The sequence below is a fragment of the Sedimentitalea sediminis genome, from assembly GCF_042687825.1.
Lineage (GTDB): Bacteria > Pseudomonadota > Alphaproteobacteria > Rhodobacterales > Rhodobacteraceae > Sedimentitalea.
Genome location: NZ_JBHUQE010000007.1, coordinates 61,314 through 86,557 on the forward strand (window position 1 = coordinate 61,314; position 25,244 = coordinate 86,557).

General features: G+C 64.0%; 30 protein-coding genes. 13 read left to right on the forward strand and 17 right to left on the reverse strand.

The features are described from left to right. Nucleotides 1-10 precede the first annotated feature (10 nt). Nucleotides 11-268, reverse strand: coding sequence for a DUF2312 domain-containing protein (locus ACFMPD_RS07830; RefSeq protein WP_380993244.1), 258 nt, complete (start codon nucleotides 266-268; stop codon nucleotides 11-13). A 184-nt stretch (nucleotides 269-452) separates the two neighbouring features. On the opposite strand from ACFMPD_RS07830, the gene ACFMPD_RS07835 reads away from it, so the two are divergent. Further along, the gene (locus ACFMPD_RS07835) at nucleotides 453-671 is read left to right on the forward strand and encodes a hypothetical protein (RefSeq protein WP_380993245.1); all 219 of its coding nucleotides are present in this window, start codon (nucleotides 453-455) and stop codon (nucleotides 669-671) included. Between the two features lie 75 nt (nucleotides 672-746). On the opposite strand, the gene ACFMPD_RS07840 is transcribed toward ACFMPD_RS07835, so the two are convergent. After that, complete coding sequence (locus ACFMPD_RS07840; RefSeq protein WP_380993246.1) at nucleotides 747-962, reverse strand: hypothetical protein; 216 nt, start codon at nucleotides 960-962, stop codon at nucleotides 747-749. A gap of 264 nt (nucleotides 963-1,226) precedes the next feature. Between ACFMPD_RS07840 and ACFMPD_RS07845 the strand changes: the two genes are divergently transcribed. From ACFMPD_RS07845 to ACFMPD_RS07860, 4 genes are read left to right on the forward strand one after another with little or no spacing between them, the layout of a single operon-like run. Continuing rightward, nucleotides 1,227-2,090 (forward strand): MBL fold metallo-hydrolase, encoded by an 864-nt coding sequence (locus ACFMPD_RS07845; protein ID WP_380993247.1) that lies wholly within the window; start codon nucleotides 1,227-1,229, stop codon nucleotides 2,088-2,090. Between the two features lie 38 nt (nucleotides 2,091-2,128). Further along, nucleotides 2,129-2,557 carry a YeeE/YedE family protein gene (locus ACFMPD_RS07850; protein WP_380993248.1) on the forward strand — a complete coding sequence of 143 codons (429 nt, stop codon included), beginning with the start codon at nucleotides 2,129-2,131 and terminating at the stop codon, nucleotides 2,555-2,557. After that, nucleotides 2,557-2,988: a DUF6691 family protein gene (locus ACFMPD_RS07855; protein ID WP_380993249.1), complete on the forward strand. Its 432-nt coding sequence runs from the start codon at nucleotides 2,557-2,559 to the stop codon at nucleotides 2,986-2,988. The genes ACFMPD_RS07850 and ACFMPD_RS07855 overlap by 1 nt, the downstream gene beginning before the upstream one ends. Nucleotides 2,989-2,997: 9 nt before the next feature. After that, entirely contained in the window at nucleotides 2,998-3,423 is a 426-nt protein-coding gene (locus ACFMPD_RS07860; RefSeq protein ID WP_380993250.1) for a protein tyrosine phosphatase family protein, read from the forward strand. Nucleotides 3,424-3,804: 381 nt separating this feature from the next. Here ACFMPD_RS07860 and ACFMPD_RS07865 read toward each other — a convergent pair whose 3' ends face one another. The 5 genes from ACFMPD_RS07865 to ACFMPD_RS07885 all read right to left on the reverse strand — a co-directional run bounded on the left by ACFMPD_RS07865 (nucleotide 3,805) and on the right by ACFMPD_RS07885 (nucleotide 9,862). Next, nucleotides 3,805-4,971: a FliM/FliN family flagellar motor C-terminal domain-containing protein gene (locus tag ACFMPD_RS07865; RefSeq protein ID WP_380993251.1), complete on the reverse strand. Its 1,167-nt coding sequence runs from the start codon at nucleotides 4,969-4,971 to the stop codon at nucleotides 3,805-3,807. An 88-nt stretch (nucleotides 4,972-5,059) separates the two neighbouring features. Continuing rightward, entirely contained in the window at nucleotides 5,060-7,738 is a 2,679-nt protein-coding gene (locus ACFMPD_RS07870) for an ATP-binding protein (RefSeq protein ID WP_380993252.1), read from the reverse strand. After that, nucleotides 7,739-8,035, reverse strand: coding sequence for a hypothetical protein (locus ACFMPD_RS07875; protein WP_380993253.1), 297 nt, complete (start codon nucleotides 8,033-8,035; stop codon nucleotides 7,739-7,741). A 50-nt stretch (nucleotides 8,036-8,085) separates the two neighbouring features. Further along, complete coding sequence (locus ACFMPD_RS07880; RefSeq protein WP_380993254.1) at nucleotides 8,086-8,466, reverse strand: response regulator transcription factor; 381 nt, start codon at nucleotides 8,464-8,466, stop codon at nucleotides 8,086-8,088. An 88-nt stretch (nucleotides 8,467-8,554) separates the two neighbouring features. Continuing rightward, nucleotides 8,555-9,862, reverse strand: coding sequence for a helix-turn-helix domain-containing protein (locus ACFMPD_RS07885; RefSeq protein WP_380993255.1), 1,308 nt, complete (start codon nucleotides 9,860-9,862; stop codon nucleotides 8,555-8,557). Between the two features lie 212 nt (nucleotides 9,863-10,074). Between ACFMPD_RS07885 and ACFMPD_RS07890 the strand changes: the two genes are divergently transcribed. Continuing rightward, nucleotides 10,075-11,427 (forward strand): substrate-binding protein, encoded by a 1,353-nt coding sequence (locus tag ACFMPD_RS07890; protein WP_380993256.1) that lies wholly within the window; start codon nucleotides 10,075-10,077, stop codon nucleotides 11,425-11,427. A 226-nt stretch (nucleotides 11,428-11,653) separates the two neighbouring features. Beyond that, nucleotides 11,654-12,145, forward strand: coding sequence for a hypothetical protein (locus ACFMPD_RS07895; RefSeq protein WP_380993257.1), 492 nt, complete (start codon nucleotides 11,654-11,656; stop codon nucleotides 12,143-12,145). 141 nt (nucleotides 12,146-12,286) lie between these two features. On the opposite strand, the gene ACFMPD_RS07900 is transcribed toward ACFMPD_RS07895, so the two are convergent. Together ACFMPD_RS07900 and ACFMPD_RS07905 are read right to left on the reverse strand one after the other, a co-directional pair. Continuing rightward, the gene (locus tag ACFMPD_RS07900) at nucleotides 12,287-13,090 is read right to left on the reverse strand and encodes a 3-hydroxybutyrate dehydrogenase (protein WP_380993258.1); all 804 of its coding nucleotides are present in this window, start codon (nucleotides 13,088-13,090) and stop codon (nucleotides 12,287-12,289) included. After that, a complete protein-coding gene (locus tag ACFMPD_RS07905; protein WP_380993259.1) occupies nucleotides 13,087-14,595 on the reverse strand; it encodes a class I adenylate-forming enzyme family protein in 1,509 nt (502 codons plus the stop codon). Before ACFMPD_RS07905 ends, ACFMPD_RS07900 begins: the two co-directional genes overlap by 4 nt. Before the next feature lie 179 nt (nucleotides 14,596-14,774). Here ACFMPD_RS07905 and accB point away from each other — a divergent pair, with 179 nt between their 5' ends. Genes accB through aat form a run of 3 tightly spaced genes read left to right on the forward strand, consistent with a single transcriptional unit; the run spans nucleotide 14,775 to nucleotide 17,307 of the window. Then, the gene (accB, locus tag ACFMPD_RS07910) at nucleotides 14,775-15,266 is read left to right on the forward strand and encodes an acetyl-CoA carboxylase biotin carboxyl carrier protein (RefSeq protein ID WP_380993260.1); all 492 of its coding nucleotides are present in this window, start codon (nucleotides 14,775-14,777) and stop codon (nucleotides 15,264-15,266) included. Nucleotides 15,267-15,275: 9 nt separating this feature from the next. Next, nucleotides 15,276-16,628, forward strand: coding sequence for an acetyl-CoA carboxylase biotin carboxylase subunit (gene accC, locus ACFMPD_RS07915; RefSeq protein WP_380993261.1), 1,353 nt, complete (start codon nucleotides 15,276-15,278; stop codon nucleotides 16,626-16,628). A gap of 46 nt (nucleotides 16,629-16,674) precedes the next feature. After that, nucleotides 16,675-17,307 carry a leucyl/phenylalanyl-tRNA--protein transferase gene (gene aat / locus ACFMPD_RS07920; RefSeq protein WP_380993262.1) on the forward strand — a complete coding sequence of 211 codons (633 nt, stop codon included), beginning with the start codon at nucleotides 16,675-16,677 and terminating at the stop codon, nucleotides 17,305-17,307. Here aat and ACFMPD_RS07925 read toward each other — a convergent pair. Genes ACFMPD_RS07925 through ACFMPD_RS07935 form a run of 3 tightly spaced genes read right to left on the reverse strand, consistent with a single transcriptional unit; the run spans nucleotide 17,271 to nucleotide 18,497 of the window. Further along, nucleotides 17,271-17,639, reverse strand: coding sequence for a DUF2155 domain-containing protein (locus ACFMPD_RS07925; RefSeq protein WP_380993263.1), 369 nt, complete (start codon nucleotides 17,637-17,639; stop codon nucleotides 17,271-17,273). The two genes, aat and ACFMPD_RS07925, sit on opposite strands and share 37 nt — an antisense overlap. Beyond that, nucleotides 17,636-18,088 carry an outer membrane lipid asymmetry maintenance protein MlaD gene (gene mlaD / locus ACFMPD_RS07930; RefSeq protein WP_380993264.1) on the reverse strand — a complete coding sequence of 151 codons (453 nt, stop codon included), beginning with the start codon at nucleotides 18,086-18,088 and terminating at the stop codon, nucleotides 17,636-17,638. The genes ACFMPD_RS07925 and mlaD overlap by 4 nt, the downstream gene beginning before the upstream one ends. 25 nt (nucleotides 18,089-18,113) lie before the next feature. Next, on the reverse strand, nucleotides 18,114-18,497 hold the full coding sequence (locus tag ACFMPD_RS07935; RefSeq protein WP_380993265.1) for an NADH:ubiquinone oxidoreductase subunit NDUFA12: 384 nt from the start codon (nucleotides 18,495-18,497) through the stop codon (nucleotides 18,114-18,116). 188 nt (nucleotides 18,498-18,685) lie between these two features. On the opposite strand from ACFMPD_RS07935, the gene ACFMPD_RS07940 reads away from it, so the two are divergent. Then, nucleotides 18,686-19,051, forward strand: a complete 366-nt coding sequence (locus ACFMPD_RS07940; protein ID WP_380993266.1) for a hypothetical protein — start codon at nucleotides 18,686-18,688, stop codon at nucleotides 19,049-19,051. Between the two features lie 6 nt (nucleotides 19,052-19,057). Here the strand turns inward: ACFMPD_RS07940 and ACFMPD_RS07945 are convergent, their stop codons facing one another. The 3 genes from ACFMPD_RS07945 to ACFMPD_RS07955 form a co-directional block, all read right to left on the reverse strand. Further along, on the reverse strand, nucleotides 19,058-19,417 hold the full coding sequence (locus tag ACFMPD_RS07945) for a RidA family protein (protein ID WP_380993267.1): 360 nt from the start codon (nucleotides 19,415-19,417) through the stop codon (nucleotides 19,058-19,060). A gap of 6 nt (nucleotides 19,418-19,423) precedes the next feature. Continuing rightward, the gene (gene clpX, locus ACFMPD_RS07950; protein ID WP_380993268.1) at nucleotides 19,424-20,692 is read right to left on the reverse strand and encodes an ATP-dependent Clp protease ATP-binding subunit ClpX; all 1,269 of its coding nucleotides are present in this window, start codon (nucleotides 20,690-20,692) and stop codon (nucleotides 19,424-19,426) included. Nucleotides 20,693-20,851: 159 nt separating this feature from the next. After that, nucleotides 20,852-21,484, reverse strand: coding sequence for an ATP-dependent Clp protease proteolytic subunit (locus tag ACFMPD_RS07955; protein ID WP_380993269.1), 633 nt, complete (start codon nucleotides 21,482-21,484; stop codon nucleotides 20,852-20,854). Between the two features lie 235 nt (nucleotides 21,485-21,719). On the opposite strand from ACFMPD_RS07955, the gene ACFMPD_RS07960 reads away from it, so the two are divergent. Both ACFMPD_RS07960 and ACFMPD_RS07965 read left to right on the forward strand, forming a co-directional pair. Further along, entirely contained in the window at nucleotides 21,720-22,058 is a 339-nt protein-coding gene (locus ACFMPD_RS07960; RefSeq protein WP_380993270.1) for an ArsR/SmtB family transcription factor, read from the forward strand. Between the two features lie 204 nt (nucleotides 22,059-22,262). Beyond that, nucleotides 22,263-24,287 carry a PhoX family protein gene (locus tag ACFMPD_RS07965; protein WP_380993271.1) on the forward strand — a complete coding sequence of 675 codons (2,025 nt, stop codon included), beginning with the start codon at nucleotides 22,263-22,265 and terminating at the stop codon, nucleotides 24,285-24,287. A 6-nt stretch (nucleotides 24,288-24,293) separates the two neighbouring features. On the opposite strand, the gene ACFMPD_RS07970 is transcribed toward ACFMPD_RS07965, so the two are convergent. Together ACFMPD_RS07970 and ACFMPD_RS07975 are read right to left on the reverse strand one after the other, a co-directional pair. Next, complete coding sequence (locus tag ACFMPD_RS07970) at nucleotides 24,294-24,608, reverse strand: metal ABC transporter solute-binding protein, Zn/Mn family (protein WP_380993272.1); 315 nt, start codon at nucleotides 24,606-24,608, stop codon at nucleotides 24,294-24,296. Continuing rightward, nucleotides 24,605-25,156 carry a metal ABC transporter solute-binding protein, Zn/Mn family gene (locus tag ACFMPD_RS07975; RefSeq protein WP_380993273.1) on the reverse strand — a complete coding sequence of 184 codons (552 nt, stop codon included), beginning with the start codon at nucleotides 25,154-25,156 and terminating at the stop codon, nucleotides 24,605-24,607. Before ACFMPD_RS07975 ends, ACFMPD_RS07970 begins: the two co-directional genes overlap by 4 nt. Between the last annotated feature and the right edge of the window lie 88 nt (nucleotides 25,157-25,244).

Below are 25,244 nucleotides of genomic sequence, written 5' to 3' on the forward strand. Positions count from 1 at the left end.
CCAGCGCCGATCACATGCCCAGCGCTTCCTTGTACATGTCCAGAATCGCCTCTTCCTCGGCAATGTCGTCCTTGTCGCGCTTGCGCAGCGCGATGACCTTGCGCATCACCTTGGTGTCGTAACCGCGCGCCTTGGCCTCGGCCATCACCTCTTTCTGCTGGTCGGCAATGTCCTTTTTCTCGGCCTCCAGCCGCTCGACCCGCTCGATGAACTGGCGCAGTTCGTTGGCAGTCACACGATAGCTGGTGTCGGTATTCGTATCGCTCATTCGCAGGGCTCCATCGGTGATCGGTTCACAGGAACCAGCGGGATAGCGCCGTGCCCGATGGGCTGCAAGGCGGAATACGCAGCCGTCAGACCTCCCTGCGCCGAAAGCGCCGCAGGCGAACCCGGTTGCACGAGCGCGACCGATCCGCTAGGCGCGATACAGGCAATCGAACTCGGAGAAGGCGATGTTTGAAATGATGATCTGGGCCGGCGCAGCCCTGTCCCTGGTCGGACTTGCAGGTCTTGTCTGGTGCATTCTGCGCGTCGCCAAGGCCCGCCGCGCCAAGCTGAGCGATGCCGAGATGCGCGCCACCCTGCAGGCGGTGCTGCCGATGAACATGGCGGCGCTGTTCCTGTCAGTGATCGGTCTGATGCTGGTGGTGGTCGGGATCATTCTGGGCTAGACCCCGGCCCCGCATTCAGGCCTTTGTCGCCGGACCGGCTCTGTCGGCCTGAACCATCGTCAAACCTGCGCCGGTTCAGACGGGCATGTTGTCAAAACGGGCCTCGATCACCTCTTCGACAAGCGCTGCCTCAAGGCGGCGCAAGCGCGCCGGCACCGGTTCGCCCTGTTCGGCCATCCTGTCCAGAACCCGGGCAAACTGAGGCTGCAGCGCCAGACGCTGATCGGCCGCGGCCCCGGCGATCTGCCGTTCCATGCTTTCCGCAGTCATCTTGAGTTCTTCGTAGGTCATTTGAGTTCTCCCCGTTTGGCCTGCCCTGCCTGCCCCCCGATGGTAACAAAGGCGCGACAGGCATGCCCCCGATCTTGGCTTCGCGGTTCCTGTCTCAGTAAGCATCATAACACAACTTAAAGCAGATTTCACCCGCTGTATAGACTTTTGCACGGGCACTGTTCCGCTGCTTTGACACATATCAAATTCCAAATTCTTCATGAAAAGCTTGAAACATATGCACTAAAAAATATATGTTTCTCGGGAAAGCCGGGAGAACGCCACATGACGCCAGATGTCACAGCCTTTTTCGACGATGCCACAAACACCGTGTCCTACGTGGTCCAGGAACCCCGGGGCCGCGCTTGCGCGATCATCGACAGTGTCCTGGATTTCGATCATGCCTCGGGGCGCACCTGCACCAAATCGGCTGATTCCATCGTGAGCCATGTCCGCGAAAACGCTCTAAAGGCGGAATGGATTCTGGAAAGCCACGTGCATGCCGACCACCTTTCGGCGGCGCCCTACCTGCAGGAACGGCTGGGCGGCAAGATCGGTATCGGCGACCAGATCACGGTGGTCCAGGACACGTTTGGCAAAGTATTCAACGAAGGTACCGAATTTCAGCGCGACGGCAGCCAGTTCGACGCCCTGTTCAAGCAAGGCGACAGTTTTCACATCGGGCAGATGCGCGGCGACGTGCTGCATACCCCCGGTCACACCCCGGCCTGCCTGACCTATGTCATCGGCGATGCCGCGTTTGTCGGCGATACTCTGTTCATGCCCGACTTTGGCACCGCACGCTGCGACTTTCCCGGCGGTTCCTCCGAAACACTATACCAATCGATCCAGAAAATCCTGTCTTTGCCGGACGAGACCCGGATTTTCGTCGGCCATGACTACAAGGCCCCGGGCCGGGATGAATATGCCTGGGAAACCACGGTCGGCGAACAGAAGGCACTGAATGTCCATATCGGACAGGGCCGCAGCGTTGAGGAATTCGTCACGATGCGCGATGCCCGCGATGCCACGCTGGCGATGCCCCGGCTGATCCTGCCATCGCTGCAGGTCAACATGCGCGCCGGCCAGATGCCGCCCGCCGATGACCAGGGCGACGTCTTTCTGAAGCTGCCCATAAACAAGCTCTGAAGGGCCATTAACCCTTTGAACCAGAGGAATTTGGCAACATGCAACAGGATTGGATCTGGGGCCTGCTCGGCGGTGGCCTGATCGGGTTGGGCGCGGCGGTCTACCTGCTGGGTCTTGGCCGCATCATGGGCGCCAGTGGCATCATCGGCGGCTTGGTCGATGGCACCGGACGCAGCACGGCGGCCGAACGGCTGGCCTTTCTGGCGGGCGTCGTTCTCTTGCCGGTCATCCTGACGCCACTCTACGGCGTGGCGATCGATACGCATATCACCGGCAACTGGCTGGTCATTGTGGCGGCGGGGCTGCTGGTTGGCATCGGCACCCGCATCGCCAATGGCTGCACCTCGGGGCACGGGGTCTGCGGCATCTCGCGGTTCTCGCTGCGGGGCATCGTGGCCACGGTCTTTTACATCCTCGCCGGCGGTCTGACCCTGGCTGTGCTGCGCCACGTTCTGGGAGTGATCTGATGCGCATCCTGTTGTCTCTGGTCGCCGGCGCCCTGTTCGGCGCGGGCCTGTTCGTATCGGGAATGACCGATACCAGAAAGGTCCAGGGATGGCTGGACGTTTTCGGCGATTGGGATCCTACGCTGGCCTTTGTCATGGGCGGCGCCCTGCTGCCGATGACCGTGGCGTGGCGGTTGACCGTGGGGCGCAAGCCGATCGCCGGCACGGTCTTTCCGTCCCTGCCACGCGCCGACCTGGACCATCGGCTGATCGTCGGTTCGACCCTGTTCGGCATTGGCTGGGGTCTTGCCGGTTTGTGCCCTGGACCGGCCATCGCCTCGCTCAGTTATGGCGGCGCCGCAGGCTGGCTGTTTCTGGTTTCGATGCTGGCCGGCATGGCGGTGGCGCCGGGAATCGGCTCGCGACTGGACAGGCTGGCGGCGGCGGCGTAAGGAACCGTCATGGAGATACGCGCCCTGTCCCCCCGCTATTCCGTCTCGCCGCAGGTATCGGCCGAGGATATTCCCGCAATGGTTGAAGCCGGGATCACCTTGTTGATCTGCAACCGGCCGGACGAAGAAGTCCCGCCCAGCCATCAGGCGGCAGCCATCGGCCAGGCCGCGCGCGCGGCCGGGCTGCGTTTCGAGGTTCTGCCGCTGACCCATCAGACCATGACGCCGGACAATGTCGCCCGCCAATCTGCCCTGATTGATGGCGCGGATGGACCGGTTCTGGCGTATTGCGCTTCGGGTACCCGCTGTTCGGTGGTCTGGGCACTGGGACAGGCCCCGACCCGGGCGCCCGAGGATATCCTGGCCGCCACCGCCGCCGCCGGATATCAGTTGGACGGTCTGCGTCCGACGCTCGAGCAGCTCCACCGCGCCTGATCCGGGACTGCCGCCGCTGACGGTCAGGCGTGGACATCCAAATCCGGGCCGCAACCCGCGGCGGCCCGACCTGGACGTCCGGCACCAGATTCCTCTGCGGGCTCGCAGATCGCACCAGCCGCGCCGAACCCGGGCCATGCGCGCCCGAAACGGCCAGGGTTTTCGCAGGATCGGCCATGGCAGCCGCCGCAGCGGCAAATTCAGGCCGGACGCGGCGCCGGTTCGTTTCGACAGCACCAGACGTGATACGGTCGGCCATTTCGGGGGACGGTGTTCCGGGTGCAGGGTGCGCGATCAGAGCGAACCGCGGGGCGGCTCGGAGGTCAGGTGCGCAAGGGCCCCTTATGCGGCAGGCCGGATGACAATCGGTATCAATGACGGTCAGTCGATGGTCATCGGCAGGTTGGCGTCATCGCCTGGCGGGTCGGCAGTGTCCTCCGGCGACAGACCGGCCAGCGTCGATATCTCCAGGGCCGCCTCTTCCGGTGTCATTCGAGCTATTCTTTCGTCCGGGTCCTCGACCGGGGCAGTGTCCACCAGGTCGATCGCAGGCCGATCTTCGTTTTCCGCTGCGTCCGGGGCTGGGTGCGCATCGATGGTCATGGTGTCATCGGTCAGTGCGGCCTGTGCCCCGACATCAGCGGCAAAGCCGTTGTGATCCCGCGCGCCGGGCAGCGGCGGACGGGTTTCGTTCAGACGCAGCGCGCGCAACCCGTTGATCTGCCCCAGCCGCCCCACCGAGATCTTCTTGCCGTCGATCGAGACCAGATCGGTGCGATCCAGATGTTCCTGCACCAGCGGCAGCACATCGCCGGGCTGCATCGCGGAAAACTCCGACAGGGACACGCGCAACCTGCAAATGACCGCTGACAGATCGGCCCGGGCCAAGCCGACCGACTGCCCAAGGCTGGGCGCCGCCGCGTCCAGCCCCCGGTCATCTGCCGACTGCATTCCCTCTTCGGGCTCGGGTAGGATCACGCACAGCCCGCCCTGCTGCGGGCCGCCGCCGAATTCCAGCGTCAGGTCGAACACGCGAAACCGGTCCGCCTCCATCGCCAATAGTATCGACCGGGAATCCTCGGCCCGGGCCCCGAAACGGAACCCGGTCAGACACTGGCTGTCCGCCGGATGGTCGGCCAGACCGCTGGCGCGTTTCAACGTGGAATCGATCAGAGGCGCGGCCAGCGCCGCGTCGGTACTGGTAAAGGGACGTTCATCAGGGGCGGCACCGGTCAGCCGGCCCATCGTCTGCTGCTGGATAAGAGCGGTCAGAAACGCCCGATCGACCGTCAGTGCCCCCAATTGTCCGTCCGGGCCATCCAGCATCATCAGCAGCCGGTCATCCGGCAGATGCTTTGCCAGCGCATCCGAATCGATGCGGGCCTGGGTTGCACCGATCACCGACAGCGCCAGATCGAACAGATCGTCCGCCGCCCGCGCCAACCCAAGACGCAAGGCCCCGGCGGCCGACCGGCCGCCGGTGGAACCGCCATCGCGGCTTGCCTGCATCTTGCGCTGCAATCCTGAATTGGACTCAGTGGTTGCCATCGACTCCGACCTGCCCTGCGGGCTCTGCTTGCCTCTGGTCTAGCGCGATGCTGGTTACAATAACCTTTACGGTTCCGATTTTCGCCGCCTACTGGGCCGCCATCTTCCAGGCCGTCGGCAGCACCACGCGAAACGCGCCCCCCTGGCGGTCGGACAGATAGGTCACATTGCCCCCGAGGCGCTGCATGATTTCGCGGCAGATCGCCAGCCCCAGCCCGGCGCCGGCAACCTTTTCACCGCGCAAACGCACGAATTTCTCGAAAATCGTATCCAGCGCATCGTCCGGAATGCCCGGCCCGTTGTCGATGAAATCGATCAACACCTGATCGCCCGCGCGCTGCACTTCGATGCGCAGCTCGGGCTTGTCGGCGGTACAGTATTTCTGAGCATTGGCGATCAGGTTGATAAAGACCTGCGACAACCGGTCCAGATCGGACTGCAATTGCACCGACTCGCGCTTGCGGCTGCGGATTACGGTCAGCGGCCGGTCCGACCCCGACAGGGCCGCGGCCGCGGCATGATCCAAAACCTCGGACAACAGGCCGTAGCGCATGTTCAGACTGACCCGGCCGCTTTCCAGCACGCTGAGATCCAGCAGATCGTTCAGCAGCCGGGTCAGGCGCAGCGACTCGCCGTGAATGATATTGGCGCAGCGCACCTGTTCCTCGGCCTCCAACCCCTCGGTATCGCGCAGAATCTCCGAAAACGCCCGGATCGAGGTCATCGGCGTGCGCAACTCGTGGCTGACCTGGCTGAGAAAGACATCCTTTTGCATCGACAACTGCGTCAGTTTTTCATTGGCCTCCCTTAGTTGGCGCGCGGTGCGGCTCAGTTCGGCGGATTTCGCTTCGAGCTGGCTGGAGTATTCCAGCATCTGCGCGCTTTCATCGGCCACAGCCAGCAGATCCTCGACCGAGACCGATGACCCGCCAACGATCTGTCCCACCATCGCATGCGCCGTGGCCGCGCCCACCAGGCCGGACATTTCCCGTTCCAGCTTTTCCAGAAAGGCCGGGTTGGGTTCGGGCAGATGCCCGGGCGCACCCTGCAATTCGGCCTCGCGCTGAAACAGGTCCTGCGCTTGCCCCGGCCCCAGGATCCGCTGTGCCATGACCATCAGATCCTCGCTGCGGGCCACCGATCCGGTCCAGCCCGGCGCCCCGACCGAATGGTCGAACACATTGACGAACTGCGCGCCCTGCAGGCGTTCCAGCGGCCGCGGCGTGCTGGCCAGCGACATGGTGCAAAAGGCCGCCGCGTTCAGCAGAAGGCTCCACATCACCGAATGCACAAGCGGATCCATCCCATAGCTGCCAAACAGCGCCTGTGGCCGCAGCAGACCGATGCCCAACGGCCCGTTCTGCAGAAAGTCGTCCGGCAGCAGACCGCCGCCCAGCTCCTGCAACAACAGCGTGTAGACCCAGAGCGCAAAGCCGGTGACCAGCCCGAACAGCGCCCCGGTGCGGGTAGCGCCGCGCCAGAACAGGCCGCCGACCAGGGCGGGCAGAATCTGGGCGATGCCGGCAAAGGCAATGAGACCGATCGACGCCAGCGCCGCACCGCCCCCGGACAGCCGGAAATAAAGATAGCCCAAAGCCATGATGGCGACGATCGAAATGCGCCGCGACCGCAGGATCAACCGGCGCACATCGCCGGCAGCCGACGTGCTGTCCGCCTTTGAGGACAGCCAGATCGGCATCACGATGTGGTTGGAAACCATGGTGGAAAGCGCCATCGCGGCCACGATCACCATCGACGTGGCCGACGAGAATCCGCCAAGAAAGGACAGCATCGCCAGGTTTTCCTGCCCCAGGCTCAGCGGGATCGACAGCACGAACAGATCCGGGTTGGCCCCGGCCGGCATGATGTCCAGCCCGACCGCGGCAATCGGCAGCACGAACAGGCTCATCAGCATCAGATAGGCCGGAAAGGCCCAGGCCGCGGTACGCAGGTGGTGTTCGTCGTCGTTTTCCACCACCATCACCTGAAACATGCGCGGCAGGCAGACAAAGGCAGCAGCGGCCAGAAAGGTGATGGTGACCCAGCGCCCGGAATGCACCTGCCATGTGCCCAGCTCCGAAGCATCGATGCGCGCCATCACCGGTTCGATACCGCCGGCGATGCCCCAGACCACATAGATACCGACCGCAAGCAGGGCCACCAGTTTGACGATCGCCTCAAGAGCGACCGCGGTCACGACCCCGTGGTGACGTTCGTTCACGTCCAGATTGCGGGTGCCAAAGAGGATGGCAAAAACCGCAAGCCCACCGGCCACCCAAAGCACGCTGGCGCCCTCGCGATAGACACTATCGGGATCGGCCTCGGAAAAGATCGTAAAAGAAAGCGTGATCGACTGCAGTTGCAGCGCGATATAGGGGGTCACGCCGATCACCGCCAGCAAGGTGACACAGATGGCCAGCGTGTTGGACTTGCCATAGCGCGACGAAATCAGGTCGGCGATCGAGGTCACCCGCTGGCTGCGTCCGATGCGCACCAGCTTGCGCAGCCCCCACCACCAGCCGACCATCACCAGCGTCGGCCCCAGATAGATGGTCACGAATTCCAGTCCCGAGCGGGCGGCATAGCCGACGGCGCCGTAAAACGTCCAGGCGGTGCAATAGATCGACAGGGACAGCGTATAGACCAGCGGCGTGCGCAGCCAGGTGCTGCGCCCCCGCGCCGCCATCCGGTCGGCGACAAAGGCCACCAGGAACAGCAGAACCACATATCCCAGACAGACCAGGACCAGCTGGTTCAGCGACGCCACCTAGCCCTGCCCCGGCCCCTGCGGCCCGTTGCTGCGGGTCCACAGCCGCGCGCTGAGGCCGAACAGGACCATCGCGCCGATCAGCACGGTCCAGCAGAGAAACACATAGATCATCGCATCCGACATCGGCACCGTGTCCCCGTCCGCGCCGGCGGGATCGGCCACGGGCCACAACAGCGGCACCGAAAACAGCAGGACCCCGAACAGGGGCAACAGGCGTGCGGCGTCCATCAGCCGGCGGCGGCGATAGCTCTGGCGTTCCAGAAACACGACCGGTGGCACTGATCCCGGGGCCATGTCCGCACCCGGAACCGACCCTTTCGGGGCCGAATCATTGACGCCAGGATTCATGATCGCGACGCCTGGGCCACCAGATCGCGCACCGCTGTCAGCACTTCGGCATTGGAAAACGGTTTCGTCATGAACCGGCTGACTCCGGCCTTTTCCGCCATCTCGCGGTCGCGCGACTGGCCCCGGGCCGTCAGCATCAGAACCGGCAGACCGGCCAGTTCGGGTATCTCACGCAGTTCGCGCAGCACCTCCATCCCGCTTTTGCCGGGCAGCATCAGATCCAGAATCACCAGATCGGGTTTCGCCGCCTGGATCACCTCGACCGCGTCCGTGCCCTCGATATGCGTGTCGACCGTCCAGCCGCTGCGTGTCAGCAGGAATTTGATTGCTTCGATGATGTTGGGTTCATCCTCGACCAGCAATACATGTCGGCCCATCTGCGCCTACCCTCTCTGCGGCACGCGTCTGCGATCGCGCGTCTGTCTTGTTTTTTTCGGCAAGCTTAAACCTGCCGTGACTGGGCTGTCAAAACCCTTCGCTCAGGATCGAAGGCTCGCGCCGGGCCCGGCAGTCCGAACGCGTGCAGACCCGGCAACTGCCGCCGACGGGTTGTGCGGCGACATCGCCGGCGTCATCGCTGGCCACCGGCAGGATCAGCATGGTCGACTGGTACAGCGGGTCGGCGTCGAATTCCGGCGGCAGGATCGGCTGCGCCACGGCCAGACAATCAAACAACATCGCCGACCGCCCCAGTTGAGAGACCCGGCGGCGGATCGGCACCATCGGCCGGCTGAGGGCGGTAAAGATCGGCCAGAGCGGACAGGACTCGCCAAATCTGGGCAGCGCGAATCCCTCGATCTGCTTGCGAAAGATGATGCTGCCCGAGGCATCGCATACCACCAGGCCCACCTCGCAGGTCAGCACGCCATCAGGCATCGCCGCCAGGCGCCGGAACACCGCCGCCAGGTCCACACCAAAGACGCGGGACAGCGCCATCGGGTCCAGACCGTGACGGCGCAGAGCCGCCTTGAACGCACGCAGAGGCATCGCCCGCGCGTCCTTTACATAGCGCGACAGCACATCGCGGGCGATCACCCGGGCCGCGCGCGATGTCAGCGCATCGGCGTCGCGCACCAGAGCGTCGACATCGGTGCTGGCCTCTTCCAGCGCGGCAAAATGGTGGCCTTCGTCGATGATAAAGGCCTCGACTTCCTCTTGTGGCGCTCCGCGGCGGTCATCGCTGTCGCCGCTTTCGTCGAGATAGGCCACCAGCGCCTTGCTGCTTTCGGCCAGCCGCCGGCTGTCCTCGTTCAGGTTGCGGTGAAACCGGTCGCGCCATTCCTCTTCCAGTTCGCCGGTCTCGGCCAGGATCGACGCGGTCGATCGGATCGCCGCGGCGGTGGACAGAACCTCGTGCAGCGAGGCCGCCAGATGCGGGTCGTGAGTCAACCGGTCCGACAGGGTCTGGACCGTTCTTTCCAGCCAGGCGATACGCCGGTGCTCGCCGGCCAGTACCTCTGCCCAGCCGGGGAACCGCCCGGCAAACTCGTCGGCGCGGTCGACCTCGGCCGCGACGGCCCCGGCATCGGCGGCGGCTTCGCGCAGGGTGGCGATCAGCGCCGCCTCGGCGCCCTGGGTCAGCATCGAGGGCTCGACCCCAAGAACCTGAGCGATATCCAGCAACAGCTTGCCGCCGATTCTGCGCCGATTATGTTCGATCAGATTGAGATAGGACGCTGAGATCCCCACCTGCCGCGCCAGATCGGCCTGACGCAGCCCGGCAATCGACCGTCTTTCTCTTATCCGGCTGCCGGTCAGAGTGTCACGGGGCATGTCGCATTGCGCCTCTTTTCAACAAGTTTTCAATAGCTTCCTGCGACACAGCATAGGGGATCCCGCAAAAGCGCCAAAGCACCTGTTTATTTGTTCAAGGATTTATTGTTCTGTGCAAGGAGCCAATGACGTATTCCGCACCGGCGCGTCGGCATTCGCACCGCGGGCGCCGGACCGATCGCACCGCCTATTCGACGAGATGGGAGAATATCATGTCCAAATCGAACTTCACGCGCCGGAGCGCCCTGCAGACCGGCGTCGCGACGGGGGCCGGACTGGCCCTGCCAACGATCTTTACTGCCACCCGGTCCGCCGCCTTTACCAACGCGCCCACCGGGGACACGGTAACGCTGGGTTTTGGCGCACCGCAATCCGGCCCCTATGCCGACGAAGGCGCCGACGAATTGCGCGCGATGGAACTGGCCGTCGAACATCTGAACGGTGAGACGGACAGCGATGGCGGCATGCTGCCGACCTTTTCCTCGCAGGCTCTGGACGGCACCGGGATCCTTGGCAAGAAGGTTAACTTTGTCACCCGCGACACCGAGGCCGATCCGCAGGTGGCCACTGCGGCGGCCAAGTCGATGATCCAGGACGACGACGCCGTGATGATCGGCGGCGGATCGTCTTCGGACGTGGCCATCGCTGTGCAGAACCTGTGTCAGGAGGCGGGCGTGATCTTCATGGCCGGCCTGACCCATTCCAACGACACCACCGGAAAAGACCGCAAGGCCAACGGCTTTCGGCACTTTTTCAACGCCTACATGTCGGGGGCGGCACTGGCACCGGTGCTGGCAGAGCAATATGGCGCGGACCGCAAGGCCTATCATCTGACCGCCGATTACACCTGGGGCTGGACCCAGGAGGAATCGATACGGGCCGCCACCGAAGCGCTGGGCTGGACGACCGTGGCCGCGGCCAAGACTCCGCTGGAACAGACCGATTTCGCCGCTTTCATGGAACCTGTCCAGGAATCGGGCGCCGATGTTCTGGTGCTGAATCACTATGGCGGCAACATGATCCATTCGCTGACCAGCGCCGTGCAATCCGGTCTGCGCGACAAGCAGGTGAACGGGCGCAACCTGGAGATCGTTGTGCCGCTCTATTCGCGGCTGATGGCGCGCGGGGCTGGCGCCAACGTCAAGGGCATTCTGGGGTCGGCCAACTGGCACTGGTCGCTGCAGGATCCGGGATCGCGCGCCTTTGTAAAGTCGTTTTCCACGAAATACGGCTTCCCGCCCAGCCAGGCGGCGCATACATGCTATGTGCAGACCCTGCTTTATGCCGACGCCGTTACCCGTGCGGGCAGTTTCGACCCCTGTGCGGTCGTCGAGGCGCTGGAAGGGTTCGAGTTCGACGGCCTGGGCAACGGCCCGACCCTGTATCGCGCCGACGATCACCAATGCTTCAAGGACGTGCTGGTGGTTCGCGGCAAAGAGAACCCAACCTCGGAATTTGACATCCTGGAAATCGTCGAGATCACGCCACGGGCCCAGATCGAATATGCGCCCGACAACCCGATGTTCGCCGGCGCCACCCCCGGCAGCTGCAATTCCGGCTCATAGGCCGGGCCGGTGGCGGGTCCGACCCGGTCAGCCATCGCGGCGCGCTCGGTACGGATCGAGAATACCGGCACAAAGTTGCCGTCAATCCACGGCAATTCGACCGCAATACATTCGCAAATTCGCACATTTTGCAGAGCCATGTTTGCGATTTGTTAACCCGAACCGGGCAGGATCGTGATTGGGTGAGGGCTCCAAACCAATTGGAGCAATCAAAATGCAAATCCCCATGGCCTTGCCAATACTGGCACCGCAGCCAACGGGGCATCCGGCTTCTCTGCCGCCGGCCCCGGACAAAGCCAGCGTGGCGCAAAAGGTTGCGCCCTCGTCCCGTGGTGACGCATCGCGCGACGCGCAATCGCGTCACGCCGGATCCGGCGACAGTCAAAAAGCTGCACCGCCATCGGCCATTCAGCGAAAGATCATGGAAATTCTCGAACAGCAGGCCAAAGAGCAGGCCCGCGAGACGGAACGAATCGCCCAGTCCGCTGCAGATGACGAGGCCGACGCCAGGATCCGCGACGACAAGGCTGACGCTGCCGATGCCGCCCGGTCGGATGCTGCCGCCGAGACCAAGACGGCAGAGCCGCCCGTCGCTGCGCCTGCCCAGGCATCCGAACCACCCCGGCCCCGGTCGCAGACTGAAACCCGACCGGCACACGCGGCCGGCGCGGATGCGCGGGCAGCCGAAAGCCGCGAGGCGACCGAGCCGCAGGACTGACCCGCCTGCTCGACCACCCTGCGCCAGGCCCGCCAATGCGCCTGCCAATGCCCGGTCGAGCGGTACAGGGGGCTTCACCACCCCAGGGACAGGAGGCCCCGTGCCGGAACACCGGCCTGTGCGCCCCAAGGTCCCGCGCGGCTATTGCGCCGTCCAACCGCCATCCACCGGGATCGAGGCACCGGTCAGGTTATGCGCCAGCGGGCTGCACAGCCACACGACCAGAGCGCCGAACTCGGCGGGATCGGACACCCGACGGCTGGGCTGTTTTTCCTTCAGCAGGTCGGCGATCACCGCGTCCCGATCCCCGTCGAATGCGGGCAGACGCTCGGCAATCTGCGGCTCGATGATCGCAGTCTGTGTCCAGCCCGGGCAGATGCAATTGACCGTGACCCCCCCGACCGTGCGATCGCCCTGGGCCGCATATTCCAGCGCCGCCACCTTGGACAATCCGATCAACCCGTGTTTCGCCGCCACATAAGGGGCCTTGTTGACGCTGGCCACCAGCCCCTGCACCGACGCGATGTTGACCACCCGGCCATAGCCACGCTCGGCCATCCCCGGCAGCGCCGCGCGCATGGTGTGAAAGGCGGCAGACAGGTTCACCGCCAGAATGGTATCCCAGGTTGCCACCGGCATCTGCGCCAGCGGCGCTGTGTGCTGAATGCCGGCATTGTTGACCAGAATGTCCACCCCGCCCCAGGCCGCGACCGCCGTCATCAGGTCGTCGATCCGATCCGGATCGCGCAGATCGCCCTGGAAAAATTCGGCCTGTGGCGCACCGGCAGCCTTTAGCAGGGCACAGGCCTCTTCGATCTGTGCGTCCCCGGCCAGACCATGCACCGCGATGCGCGCACCGGCCCCGGCCAGGGATTGCGCGATGGCCAGTCCGATTCCCTGCACCGATCCCGTTACCAGCGCGGTCTTTCCCGTAAAATCGGTCATGAGTCTTCCTCCAGCTTCTTGCGCAGCTCGGTTTTGAGCACTTTTCCATAGTTGTTCTTGGGCAGTTCGGTGACGCGGATATAGCGGCGCGGCCGCTTGAACCGCGCGATATTCTCGATGCACAGCCGGTCCAGGTCGTCCCACACCGCTTCGCCGACGATAAAGGCCACAACGGCTTCGCCCCATTCCGGATGCGGCTGACCGACCACCGCGACTTCGCGGACCGCGGGATGGGTCAGCAACACCTCTTCGACCTCGCGCGGATAGATGTTCGACGCCCCCGAGACGATCAGATCCTTGGAGCGGTCCTGAAGAGTCACATAGCCGTCCTCGTTCATGAACCCCATGTCGCCGGTCATCAGCCAGCCGTCGATCATCGCCTTTTCGGTGGCTTGCGGATTGCGCCAGTAGCCGGGCATCACCAGATCGCCGCGCACCATGATCTCGCCATGGGTGCCGGCGGGCACCGGGTTGCCGGCGGCATCGCCGATCTGCACCTCGACCGGCGACTGCGCCCGGCCGACGCTGGACAGGCGCTGTCGCCAACGCGGGTGGCTGCGGTCGGTGACGTCGTGGCGCGACAGCGCGGTGATGCCCATCGGACATTCGCCCTGGCCATAGATCTGCACAAAGACCGGGCCGAACTGATCGACCGCCGCGATGATGTCGGCCGTGTACATGGGCCCGCCGGCATAGACCACGCTGCGCAGCCCCGCACCGGTTTCGCCGGTGGCCTTCGCCACCTCGGTCAAACGCTTGACCATGGTCGGGGCGGCAAACATCTGCACCCGGCCGAAATGGCGCGCCAGCTCGAAAATCTCGGCTTCGTCGAAACTGCCGGAAACAGAACAGACATGGCGGGCGCCGTTCAGCACATGGACCATGTTGTACAGCCCCGCACCATGGCTCATCGGTGCCGCATAGATCACCGTATCGTCGGGGTCGACCGTTTCGACATCGCTGACATAGGCCAGCGACATCAGGGTCAGCATGCGGTGGGTGATCATCACCCCCTTGGGCCGTCCGGTGGTGCCAGACGTATAGAACAGCCAGGCCAAATCCTGCGGTGCCCGATGCGCGGGCGCGGCCAGCGGCGTGCGGGTCAGGGCCGCGGCGTGGGCTTGCTCGCCCATGGCAATGATATCGCAAACCGCCGGTTCGGCACCCAGTGCCCTTGCCTGGGATGCGCTGGCAAAGACCAGACGGGTCCCGGAATCCGCCAGGATAAAGGCGGCTTCGCGCCCATGCAGCTTGGCATTGATCGGCACGACAGCGGCCCCGGCATACCAGATCGCATATTGCACGATCAGATAGTCCGGGCCATTGCGCATGAAAATGCCGACCCGGTCGCCGGCGACGACACCCTGTTCGCCCAGCCAGGTCGCGATCCGCGCCGCGCGATCATGAAAGCCGCCGTAATCCGCCGCCAATTCGCGCCCCTGAAACAACGCCGGTCGCTGCGGGTGCAGCTGCGCCTGACGATGCAGCCAGTTGCCGATATTCATACCATTCCCCCCTGTCTCTGCCCGACACTATGCGGCAAAATTGTCAGGTATCAAATCCGCGTGGCGCATTCGCACCGCAGGCGCAACGACGCTTTTCTCTGGCCGCACCATGCCCTATAAGCGCCGGTACAGAAAATCCCGCGCGACAGACGGGCACAGCGGAACCGGTCGAGGACATCATGACAGACACCAAACACGAGTCGGACGTGGCATTCATCAGGGCGCTGGCCGAATTGCTGCAGGAAAACGATCTGACGGAATTGCAGGTAAAGCGCGACTATGGCGAAGATGACAGCCTGAATGTGCGGGTCAGCCGCGCCGCGCCGGCCACAGTACCGGTCGCCGTACCCGCCGCGCCGGCAGCGGCAGCGGCCGCCCCCCCCACCGCCGCAGCCGCACCGGCCGCGCCGGCCGACAGCGAAGACCCGGCCAGCCATCCCGGCGCCGTCCTGTCGCCGATGGTCGGCACCGTCTACATGCAGCCGGAACCGGACTCGCCCGCCTTTGTCAGCGTCGGCGCAAACATCAGCGAGGGCGACACCCTGCTGATCGTCGAGGCCATGAAGACGATGAACCACATCCCGGCGCCAAAGTCGGGCATTGTGAAACGCATCCTGGTCGAGGATGGCGCGGCTGTTGAATATGGCACGCCGCTGGTCATCATCGAATAGGACGTGCAAATGTTTGACAAGATCCTGATCGCCAACCGCGGAGAGATCGCCCTGCGTGTGGTCCGCGCTGCGCGGGAAATGGGCATTGCCACGGTGGCGGTGCATTCCACCGCCGACAGCGACGCCATGCATGTGCGCATGGCCGACGAATCCATCTGCATCGGCCCACCGCCCAGCCCACAGAGCTATCTGTCTATTCCCGCCATTATCTCGGCCTGCGAGATCACCGGTGCGCAGGCGATCCACCCGGGTTATGGATTCCTGTCGGAAAACGCCAAATTCGTGCAGATCGTCGAGGATCACGACCTGACCTTCATCGGCCCCACCGCCGAGCATATCCGCATCATGGGCGACAAGATCACCGCCAAGGACACGATGAAGGCACTGGGCGTGCCCTGCGTACCGGGCAGCGAGGGCGGCGTTCCCGACCTGGAAACCGCCCGCAAGATCGGCGACGAGATCGGCTATCCGGTGATCGTCAAAGCGACCGCCGGCGGCGGCGGCAAGGGCATGAAGGTCGCCAAAACCGCCATGGACATGGAAAAGGCATTCCAGACCGCGCGCGCCGAGGGCAAGAGCAACTTTGGCAATGACGAAGTCTATATCGAGAAATACCTGACCACGCCGCGCCATATCGAGCTCCAGGTCTTTGGCGACGGTCGTGGCAACGCGGTGCATCTGGCCGAGCGGGATTGCTCGTTGCAGCGTCGCCACCAGAAAGTGTTCGAAGAGGCGCCGGGTCCGGCCATCAGCCCCGAGGAACGCGACCGCATCGGCAAGATCTGCGCCGACGCGGTGGCCAAGATCAACTATATCGGCGCCGGCACCATCGAGTTTCTCTATGAGAACGGCGAGTTCTATTTCATTGAGATGAATACCCGCCTGCAGGTGGAACACCCGGTAACCGAAGGCATATTCGGCGTCGATCTGGTGCGCGAACAGATCCGCGTGGCCGCCGGACTGCCGATGTCGTTTGCTCAGGACGACCTGCAGATCAACGGCCATGCGATCGAGGTGCGGATCAACGCCGAGAAACTGCCGAATTTCGCCCCCTGCCCCGGCCGGATCACCCAGTATCACGCCCCCGGCGGGCTGGGGGTGCGGATGGATTCGGCCCTGTATGACGGCTATTCCATTCCCCCCTATTACGACAGCCTGATCGGCAAGCTGATCGTGCATGGCCGCGACCGCAAAGAGGCCCTTGCGCGGCTGAACCGAGCCCTGGGAGAGCTGATCGTGGACGGGGTCCACACGACCGTTCCGCTGTTTCACGCGTTGTTGCAGGAACCGGACATCCACAGCGGCGGATACAATATCCACTGGCTCGAGCGCTGGCTGGAAACCCATCTGGCCGACGGCTAGCCTGATCGTGCCACGGGTATCCAACAGCTGAACCGGGGTCCGGCAAATGCAATTGACTCCGGACATGCTGTTGCGCGGCTACGCCATCGGGATTTTCCCGATGGCCGAGCATCGCGACGACGCCGAGATTTTCTGGGTCGATCCGCAACGGCGCGGTGTTCTGCCGCTGGACAGGTTCCACATCTCGCGCTCGCTGCGGCGGCGGCTGCGCAAATGCGGGTTCACCATCACCATCGACCGCGATTTCATCGGCGTTCTGGATGGCTGTGCCGACCGCGCCGAGACCTGGATCAGCACCGAAATCCGCAGCCACTACATCGCGCTGCATGCGGCCGGCCACGCCCATTCACTGGAGGTCTGGGAGGGCGATGAACTGGTCGGCGGCGTCTATGGCGTGGCGATCGGGGCCGCGTTCTTTGGCGAAAGCATGTTCTCGCGCCGCCGTGACGCCTCGAAGATCGCGCTGGCCTATCTGGTCGACCGGCTGGTGCAGGCGGGTTTTCAACTGTTCGACACGCAGTTTCTGACCGAACACCTGGCGTCGCTGGGAGCCACCGAAATCACCCGCGCCGAATATCACCGCCGCCTGGACCGGGCAATTGTCAAGACCGCGCACTTCTCGGCCCCGCCGGTGCCTGGCGCCTATGAGGTGATACAGCGCAACAGCCAGACGTCATAGCGGCTGTGATCCAGCGCGTTCAGCGCCGGAGACGAGGCGATCATCCAGCCCTGAAACCGGATTTCTCGCTGGCCAGTATCGCGGATCGTCAGAAAACCAAAGGCGTCGCCGGTGGGGTTGTCGGCCGGATAGCGGCAATCGGCCAGTTCCACGGTCAGCCCGAACAGTTCGGTCAGACCGCCCGTTGGCACCTCCAGGTCGATGGTCTGCCCGTTGACCTTGTCCAGACCGCGCAGCACGGCGCCGAGACCCGAGGTGGCATCTTGCTGCGCGCCAGTCGCAGAGCCCAGGCCGATCGCCAGCAGCGCCGCTGTGGCGATGTTGCGGATCACTCCTCGTCTCCGCTGCCCGCGACGAACTTGATCAGCAGCGAAATCAGGCTAACCGCACCCTGGGTATCGTGAATCTCGTCTCCCGGTTCGAAATAGAATTCCGACCCGCCCGGCACGATCTCGACGAAATTTCCGCCCAACAGGCCCTCGGACGCGACGATAACGGCGCTGTCATCGGGCACGTCGATGCCGTCGAGCACGGTGAACCGGGTATCGGCGCGATAGGTCTGCGGGTTCAGGTCTACGCCGGTCACTGTGCCGATCTTGACACCGGCAAGACGCACATCGGTGCCCACGGTCACGCCTTCGAGCGAGCGGAAACTGGCGTTCAGCTCATAGCCGCCGGTCCGGGCCGACAGGCCGGTCGCCTGACCGGCATAAATGGCAAAGGCCAGGGCGCCGGCAAGAACCGCCCCCCCGACCAGTACTTCGGTGGAATTATGCGACATTGCGCGCTCCGTCCTGATGGGACTGCTATTTCGGGCTCCACGCCTCGTAGTCCCGGCGCGGCGCGGGTTCGGGACGGCGCAGCGATCCGGCCGGGGCATAGGCCAAGGCTGTTCCGGTCAGGTTTTCCTGATGCGGCTTTTCCCAGGGCTTGTGCGCCAGCGGCTTGTCCGTGGGCGGCTCGTCCCAGGTGCGATGCAGCCAGCCATGCCAATCCGGGCTGATCCGGCTGGCCTCGACCTCGCCGTTGAAGATGACCCAGCGCTGGCTGTCGTCGGCATTGCGATAAAAGACGTTGCCCTGATCGTCCTCGCCCACCTTGACGCCCTTACGCCAGGTAAAGATCTGCGTGTTCAGGGTCTGCCCGTTCCACCAGGTCACGGCGCGCAAAAGAGAATTCAGGATGCCCATGGCTGTCTCCGGTTAGCTTACAGACCGATATGACGCAATTCGCGTCCAAGGTCCAGATACCGATGCGTCGCAGTGGCCCTGCATTCGCCGGGCCGGCCCAAAGATGCCACAGCATCGCGCCCAAAAGCGCCATTCTATCGCCCGTTTCCTGCGGCAATCAGGTGGAAACGGAATACATGAGGCACTGGATGAAACAACTCGTGATGATCTTTACGGCCGGCGTGGCGGCCCTGGGCTGGGTGCTGATGCAGGACGCCGCCCCGGCACCGGAACAAACTGCCCCGTCGATCCGAATGGCGGCGGGCGGCGCAAAATTCGTCCGTACCACCAAAGGCGACACCCGGCCCGGGTCGCAGAGACCGGCCAAGGAGATGCCAGCGGGCGTGGTCGATCTGATGGGCGCGCCCGCGAAACCCAGCAGCGGGCTGGACCTGTCCGACCTCAAGAACCGTCAGCGCAGCGAGGCCGCCGGGATCGTGACCCAGCGGCACGGATCGGCTTCGCTGCCGCGCCACAATGACGTGCCGCGCATGGATGGCATGCGGATGGACTGAACAGGCCTATGCGGGCAACAGCGCCGTGACCTCGATTTCGATCCGGTATTTCGCATCGATCAGGCCGCATTCGATCATCGTCGCTGCGGGCGGGTTGGCACCAAAGGCTTCGCGCAGCAGCGGCCAGCAGGGTTCGAATTCGCCGCGATCCGGCAACATGTAGGTGACCCGCACGACGTCCGATAACCCGGCCCCGGCCCGGGTCAGGGCCGTCTCGATGGTCGTCAGGATCGCGCGGCACTGGGCCACCACATCCTTCCCCTCGCCCACCGTACCGGACACATGCACGAACCCGCCCGCGACCACGGCCCGGCAATACCCCACCCGTGCCTCAAAAGGACTGGCCGAGGAAATACGATCGATCATTCCGGGTTATCCGGCGGACACAGAATCCTTCTCGGCGTCCGCGTGGATCATCAGCGGCGCCGCATCCGAGACCACCGCCTCTTCGTTGACCACCACCTTGGTGACGCTGTCCAGGCCCGGCAGGTCGAACATCGTGTCCAGCAGGATATCTTCGAGGATCGAGCGCAGGCCGCGCGCGCCGGTCTTGCGTTCGATGGCGCGCTTGGCAATCGCCGTCAGCGCATCTTCGGTGAACTGCAATTCGGTATCTTCCAGCTCGAACAGGCGCTGATACTGTTTGACCAGCGCGTTCTTGGGTTTGGTCAAAATGGTGACCAGCGCGTCCTCATCCAGATCCTCGAGCGTCGCCAGAACCGGCAGACGGCCGACGAATTCCGGGATCAGACCGAATTTCAGCAGATCCTCGGGCTCGAGCTCGGTAAAGATCTCGCCGACGCCGCGTTCGTCATTGTCGCGCACATCGGCGCCGAACCCCATGGCGCTGCCCTTGCCGCGCTGCGCAATGATCTTGTCCAGCCCGGCAAAGGCGCCGCCGCAGATGAACAGGATATTGGTGGTGTCCACCTGCAGGAATTCCTGCTGCGGATGCTTGCGCCCGCCCTGTGGCGGCACGCTGGCGACGGTGCCTTCCATCAGCTTCAGCAGCGCCTGCTGCACGCCCTCGCCCGACACGTCGCGGGTGATGCTGGGGTTTTCCGACTTGCGGGTGATCTTGTCGACCTCGTCGATATAGACGATGCCGCGCTGCGCGCGTTCGACATTGTATTCCGACGATTGCAGCAGCTTGAGGATGATGTTCTCGACATCCTCGCCGACATAACCCGCCTCGGTCAGCGTGGTGGCGTCGGCCATGGTAAAGGGCACGTCCAGGATGCGCGCCAGGGTCTGCGCCAGCAGCGTCTTGCCGCAACCGGTCGGACCGATCAGCAGAATGTTGGATTTCGCCAGTTCGATGTCACTGCCGGCCTTCTGCGCGTGGTTCAGCCGCTTATAGTGGTTGTGAACCGCCACCGAGAGCACCTTTTTGGCATTGGCCTGACCGATCACGTAATCGTCCAGCACCTCGCAGATGTCCTTGGGCGTGGGCACGCCATCGGTGGCCTTGAGACCCGACGCCTTGGTTTCCTCGCGGATGATGTCCATGCACAATTCGACGCATTCATCACAGATGAATACGGTCGGGCCCGCAATCAGCTTGCGCACCTCATGCTGGCTCTTGCCGCAAAAACTGCAATAGAGCGTGTTCTTGCTGTCACCGCTTGAGTTCGTCGCCATGGTCAACCTTTCCGGCTTCGATTTACAGTCGCCCTGTCAGGAACAGAGCCAGTGCCCCCACCTATGCGCAGCTTAGGGCAGCTATCCGGGCACCACAATCGCAAAACGCCCTGTGCCGGACCGGCGCGACCTTCGGTCAGCAGGCCCCCGCGGCCGGTATCAGTCGGCGCTGTCGTCGCCCTTGTCGCGACTGGCGACGATCTCGTCGATATGGCCCCAATCCTTGGCCTCTTCGGGGGACATGAAATTGTCGCGATCCAGCGCCTTTTCCACGGCTTTCTTGGTCTGGCCCGTGTGCTTGACATAGATGTCGTACAGCCGGTCCTTGAGTTTCTGCGTTTCGGCCGCGTGGATCATGATGTCGCTGGCCTGACCCTGATAACCGCCACTGGGCTGATGCACCATGATCCGGCTGTTGGGCAGGCTGAACCGCATCCCCGGCTCGCCCCCTGCCAGCAGAACCGACCCCATCGACGCCGCCTGGCCAATGCACAAGGTGCTGACCTTGGGTTTGATGTATTGCATGGTGTCATAGATCGACAGGCCCGAGGTCACGACACCGCCCGGCGAGTTGATGTACAGGCTGATTTCCTTGGACGGGTTCTCGGCCTCCAGATGCAGCAGCTGCGCCACGACCAGATGGCTCATGCCATCATGGATCGGGCCGTTGATAAAGATGATGCGTTCCTTCAGCAGGCGCGAAAAGATGTCATAGGCGCGTTCGCCGCGGCTGGTCTGTTCGACCACCATCGGGACGAGCGTGTTCATGTAGGTTTCAGTGGGATCAAACATCTGTGCCTGCCTGCTGTTCTGGATGGATCGGGACCATACCCGGTGATGCGTTATCAGAGTCTTAGTGTCGCCAATGGGGGGCCGCAAGAGCGCCGGTTGAATTTGCGGCGGACGGGGTCAACCAATGGGCTGGCCGCCGGGGCAAGGCGGGTGCTTGTGCGCAAAACACATTCAGATTATGATATACAGCAGAACCACATGGCACACCCCCGCCAACAGACTGGGAAACCGGACCATGGCACACCCGAAACACGCCCCCGACCTGTCCGAAAAGGACCTGGACGAGATGGTTGAAAACGCCACCGCCGCATCGCATTTCCTGAAGGCGATCAGCCACGAGGGGCGGTTGATGATCCTGTGCCATCTGGTGTCCGGCGAGAAATCGGTTACCGAGTTGGAGGCCTTGCTGTCGGTGCGCCAGGCTGCGGTTTCGCAGCAGCTTTCGCGCCTGCGGCTCGAAGGTCTGGTAACGCCGCGCCGGGACGGCAAGGCGATCTATTACCGGCTGGCCGACGACCGCCCGCGCCGCATTCTCGAAGTGCTCTACGATCTGTTCTGCGCCACAAAACGCTGAAACCGTCCCTGCACAGCCCGGCGCAAATCCCACCGCAGCGGCCCGCGCGCCTGCCGGCGGCGCTGTGGGTTGCGCATTCAGGCAGACCCGGCGAAATGCACAAAGCTAAGCGCGGTTTCATTTTCCCGTTACAGGCAGAGGTCTATGTGCCCCCACTCAACAGCATTGACGAGTCGCATCACCGCGACACCAAGGAGAGAGCCCATGGACCGCAAGACCATCCTCGACGACCCCGAAATCGGCAACAAGGCCGAAGCCTTTGAGGCGTTTGACGATATTCCCACCAATCCGAATCTGGGCCGCACTCTTGGCGATGTGGTCAACGCCCGCTATGGCCGCCGCGACCTGCTGCGCGGCATGCTGGGCGTGACGGCGTCGACCGCGCTGTTTGGCACATCGGCGATGATCGCACCGCGCCAGGCCGCCGCCGTCACCGGCAGCCGCTATGTGTTCGACGAACTGACCTGGGGCAATGACGAAACCCACCACGTCGCGCCGGGCTATGACGCCGATATCCTGCTGCGCTGGGGCGATCCGATCACCGCCACGGCCCCGGAATTCGACGTGATGAACCAGACCGCCGAGGCGCAATTGCAGCAGTTCGGCTATAACAACGACTATGTCGGGTTCTGGCCGCTGACCGAAGATGGCAGCCGGGGCGTATTGTGCGTCAATCACGAATACACCAACGAAGAGGTCATGTTCCCGGGGCTGGGCCGTCAGGACAAGGCCGATTTCGCGGGCATGACCCGCGAACTGGTGGATATCGAGATGGCCGCGCATGGCGGCTCGGTGGTGGAAATCGCCCGGGGGGACGACGGCAAATGGGCGCTGGTGCGCGACAGCAGGTTGAACCGCCGCATCACGCCGCTGACCACCGAGATGGCCATCGACGGTCCCGCCGCCGGTCATGCACGTATGCAGACCGCCGCCGACCCGACCGGCCAGACGGTGATCGGCACCCTGAACAACTGCGCCGGCGGCATGACACCCTGGGGCACCTATCTGATGGCCGAAGAGAACTTTCACGGCTATTTCTGGACCGACGCGCTGGATGCGGAGGGCAGGCCGGACCTGTCCGCCCAACCCGAAGCCGCCAGCCTGAAACGCTATGGCGCGCCGGGGCGCTGGTATGCCTGGGGCAAGCACCACGACCGCTTCAACATCGACAAGGAACCCAACGAGATCAACCGGTTCGGCTGGATTGTCGAAGTCGATCCGCTGGACCCGACCGCCAAGCCGGTCAAGCATACCGCTCTGGGCCGGTTCCGCCACGAAGGGGCGGAAACCACCGTCTCGCCCGAGGGACATCTGGTGGTCTATTCCGGCGACGACAACCGGTTCGACTATCTGTACAAATACGTCTCGGCCGGCACCGTGTCCGAGGACCGCGCCGCCAATTCGGCGCTGCTGAGCGACGGCACGCTATATGTTGCGCGCTTTGATGCCGATGGCAGCATCACCTGGATGCCGCTGGTGCATGGCACCGGTCCGCTAACCGCCGAGAACGGCTTTGCCAGCCAGGCCGATGTGCTGATCGACACCCGACTGGCCGCGGACGCGCTGGGGGCGACGCCGATGGACCGCCCCGAAGACGTGCAGCCGCGCGGCGACGGCACCGCCTATGTCATGCTGACCAACAACACCCGGCGCAAACCCGACCAGGTCGATGCCGCCAACCCGCGTGCCGACAGCAGCTTTGGCCATATCATCGAGATCAAGGAAGCCGCCGGCGATCACGCGGCCACTACCGGCACCTGGTCGATCCTGGTGAAATGCGGTGATCCGGCGGTGACAGAAGTCGGTGCGCACTGGAACCCGGAAACGTCTGAAAACGGCTGGTTCGGGTCGCCCGACAACGCCGCTATCGACGCCGAGGGCCGGCTGTGGGTCAGCACCGATCAGGGCAGCAAATGGGGCAAGACCGGCAAATCCGACGGTCTTTACGCCCTGGAAACCGAAGGCCCGCTGCGCGGCCATTCGCAATTGTTCTTCCGGTGCCCGGTCGGCGGCGAAATGTGCGGGCCCTATTTCACCGGAGACGGCGAAACCCTGTTCGTCGCGGTCCAGCACCCGGGCACCGATGGCACCAAGGACCTGAAAGGGTTCGAGCGCGCCTCGACCTTTGAAGACCCCGCCACCCGCTGGCCCGATTTCGACCCGGCCATGCCGCCGCGCCCCGCCGTGGTGGTGATCACCCGGCAGGGCGGCGGCCGGATCGCCGTCTGATCTTGCCTAGGGACAGCGCGCCTGGCCCTCGGCCAGACCGCGCAGCAGCTGGACATGCAGGCCCGGCCCGATGTCCAGACTGCTGCCCATCGGGTCCAGCGTGCCGAATCGCAGGCCGCCGTTACTGGCGGCGGCCTGCAGCAGGCGGTCGTCGAATTGCGGTTCGGCAAAGGCGCAATGCACCTCCCGGGCCGCGATCTCGCGCCGCAACCGTGTCAGCCGCGCCGGGCTGGCATCCGTGGCATCGCCCAGCCGCACCGCCCCAGCAAAGGTCAGACCGAACTGGGCCTCGAAATACCGATAAGCATCGTGAAAGGTCACATACGACCAGGCCTTGACGTTCTCGGGTCCAGCCAGGCATGCGGATCCAGTCCGTCCTGAACGGCATGTCCGTCGCCCGCACCGGGCCTTTGCGCGCCGGTCCGGTCCATATCCTCGTGCCCGCGATCGTCGTGATCATGACTGCCATGAGCGTCGCCGTCATGGTCCGACCCGTCATGCACACAATCGTCCGGACCCTCGCGCAGCGCCAGGACAAGGGTGCCCTGCGCCGACAACCGCGACAAGGTCTGTGCCTTAGGTGCAAGCGTCACCAGAGCGCTTTGCATCCAGGGAGTCAGCTGCGGCACCACCCAGATCACCAGATCGGCCTGCTGCAGCGCGCGCCTGAAGGGACGCAGCGCATAGCTGTGCGGCGAGACCGTCGGCGCCACCACCAGACCGGGCTGACCGACCCCGGCCATGTCCCGCGCGGTCAGCGCGTGTACCGGCGCGATATCGACCGCCACCCGTGGCGGATCGGCCAGAAACGGCGTGGCAAGACTCGCGGCAGGAGCCAGGGCGGCAAACAGGGAACGGACTGGGATCACAGCAATACTCGTTTGTTAAGATGGCTGATCAGGAATTGCCTGATAAGCGTAAGGTTATCACATATTATTAGCCAACCACGGAACAGGA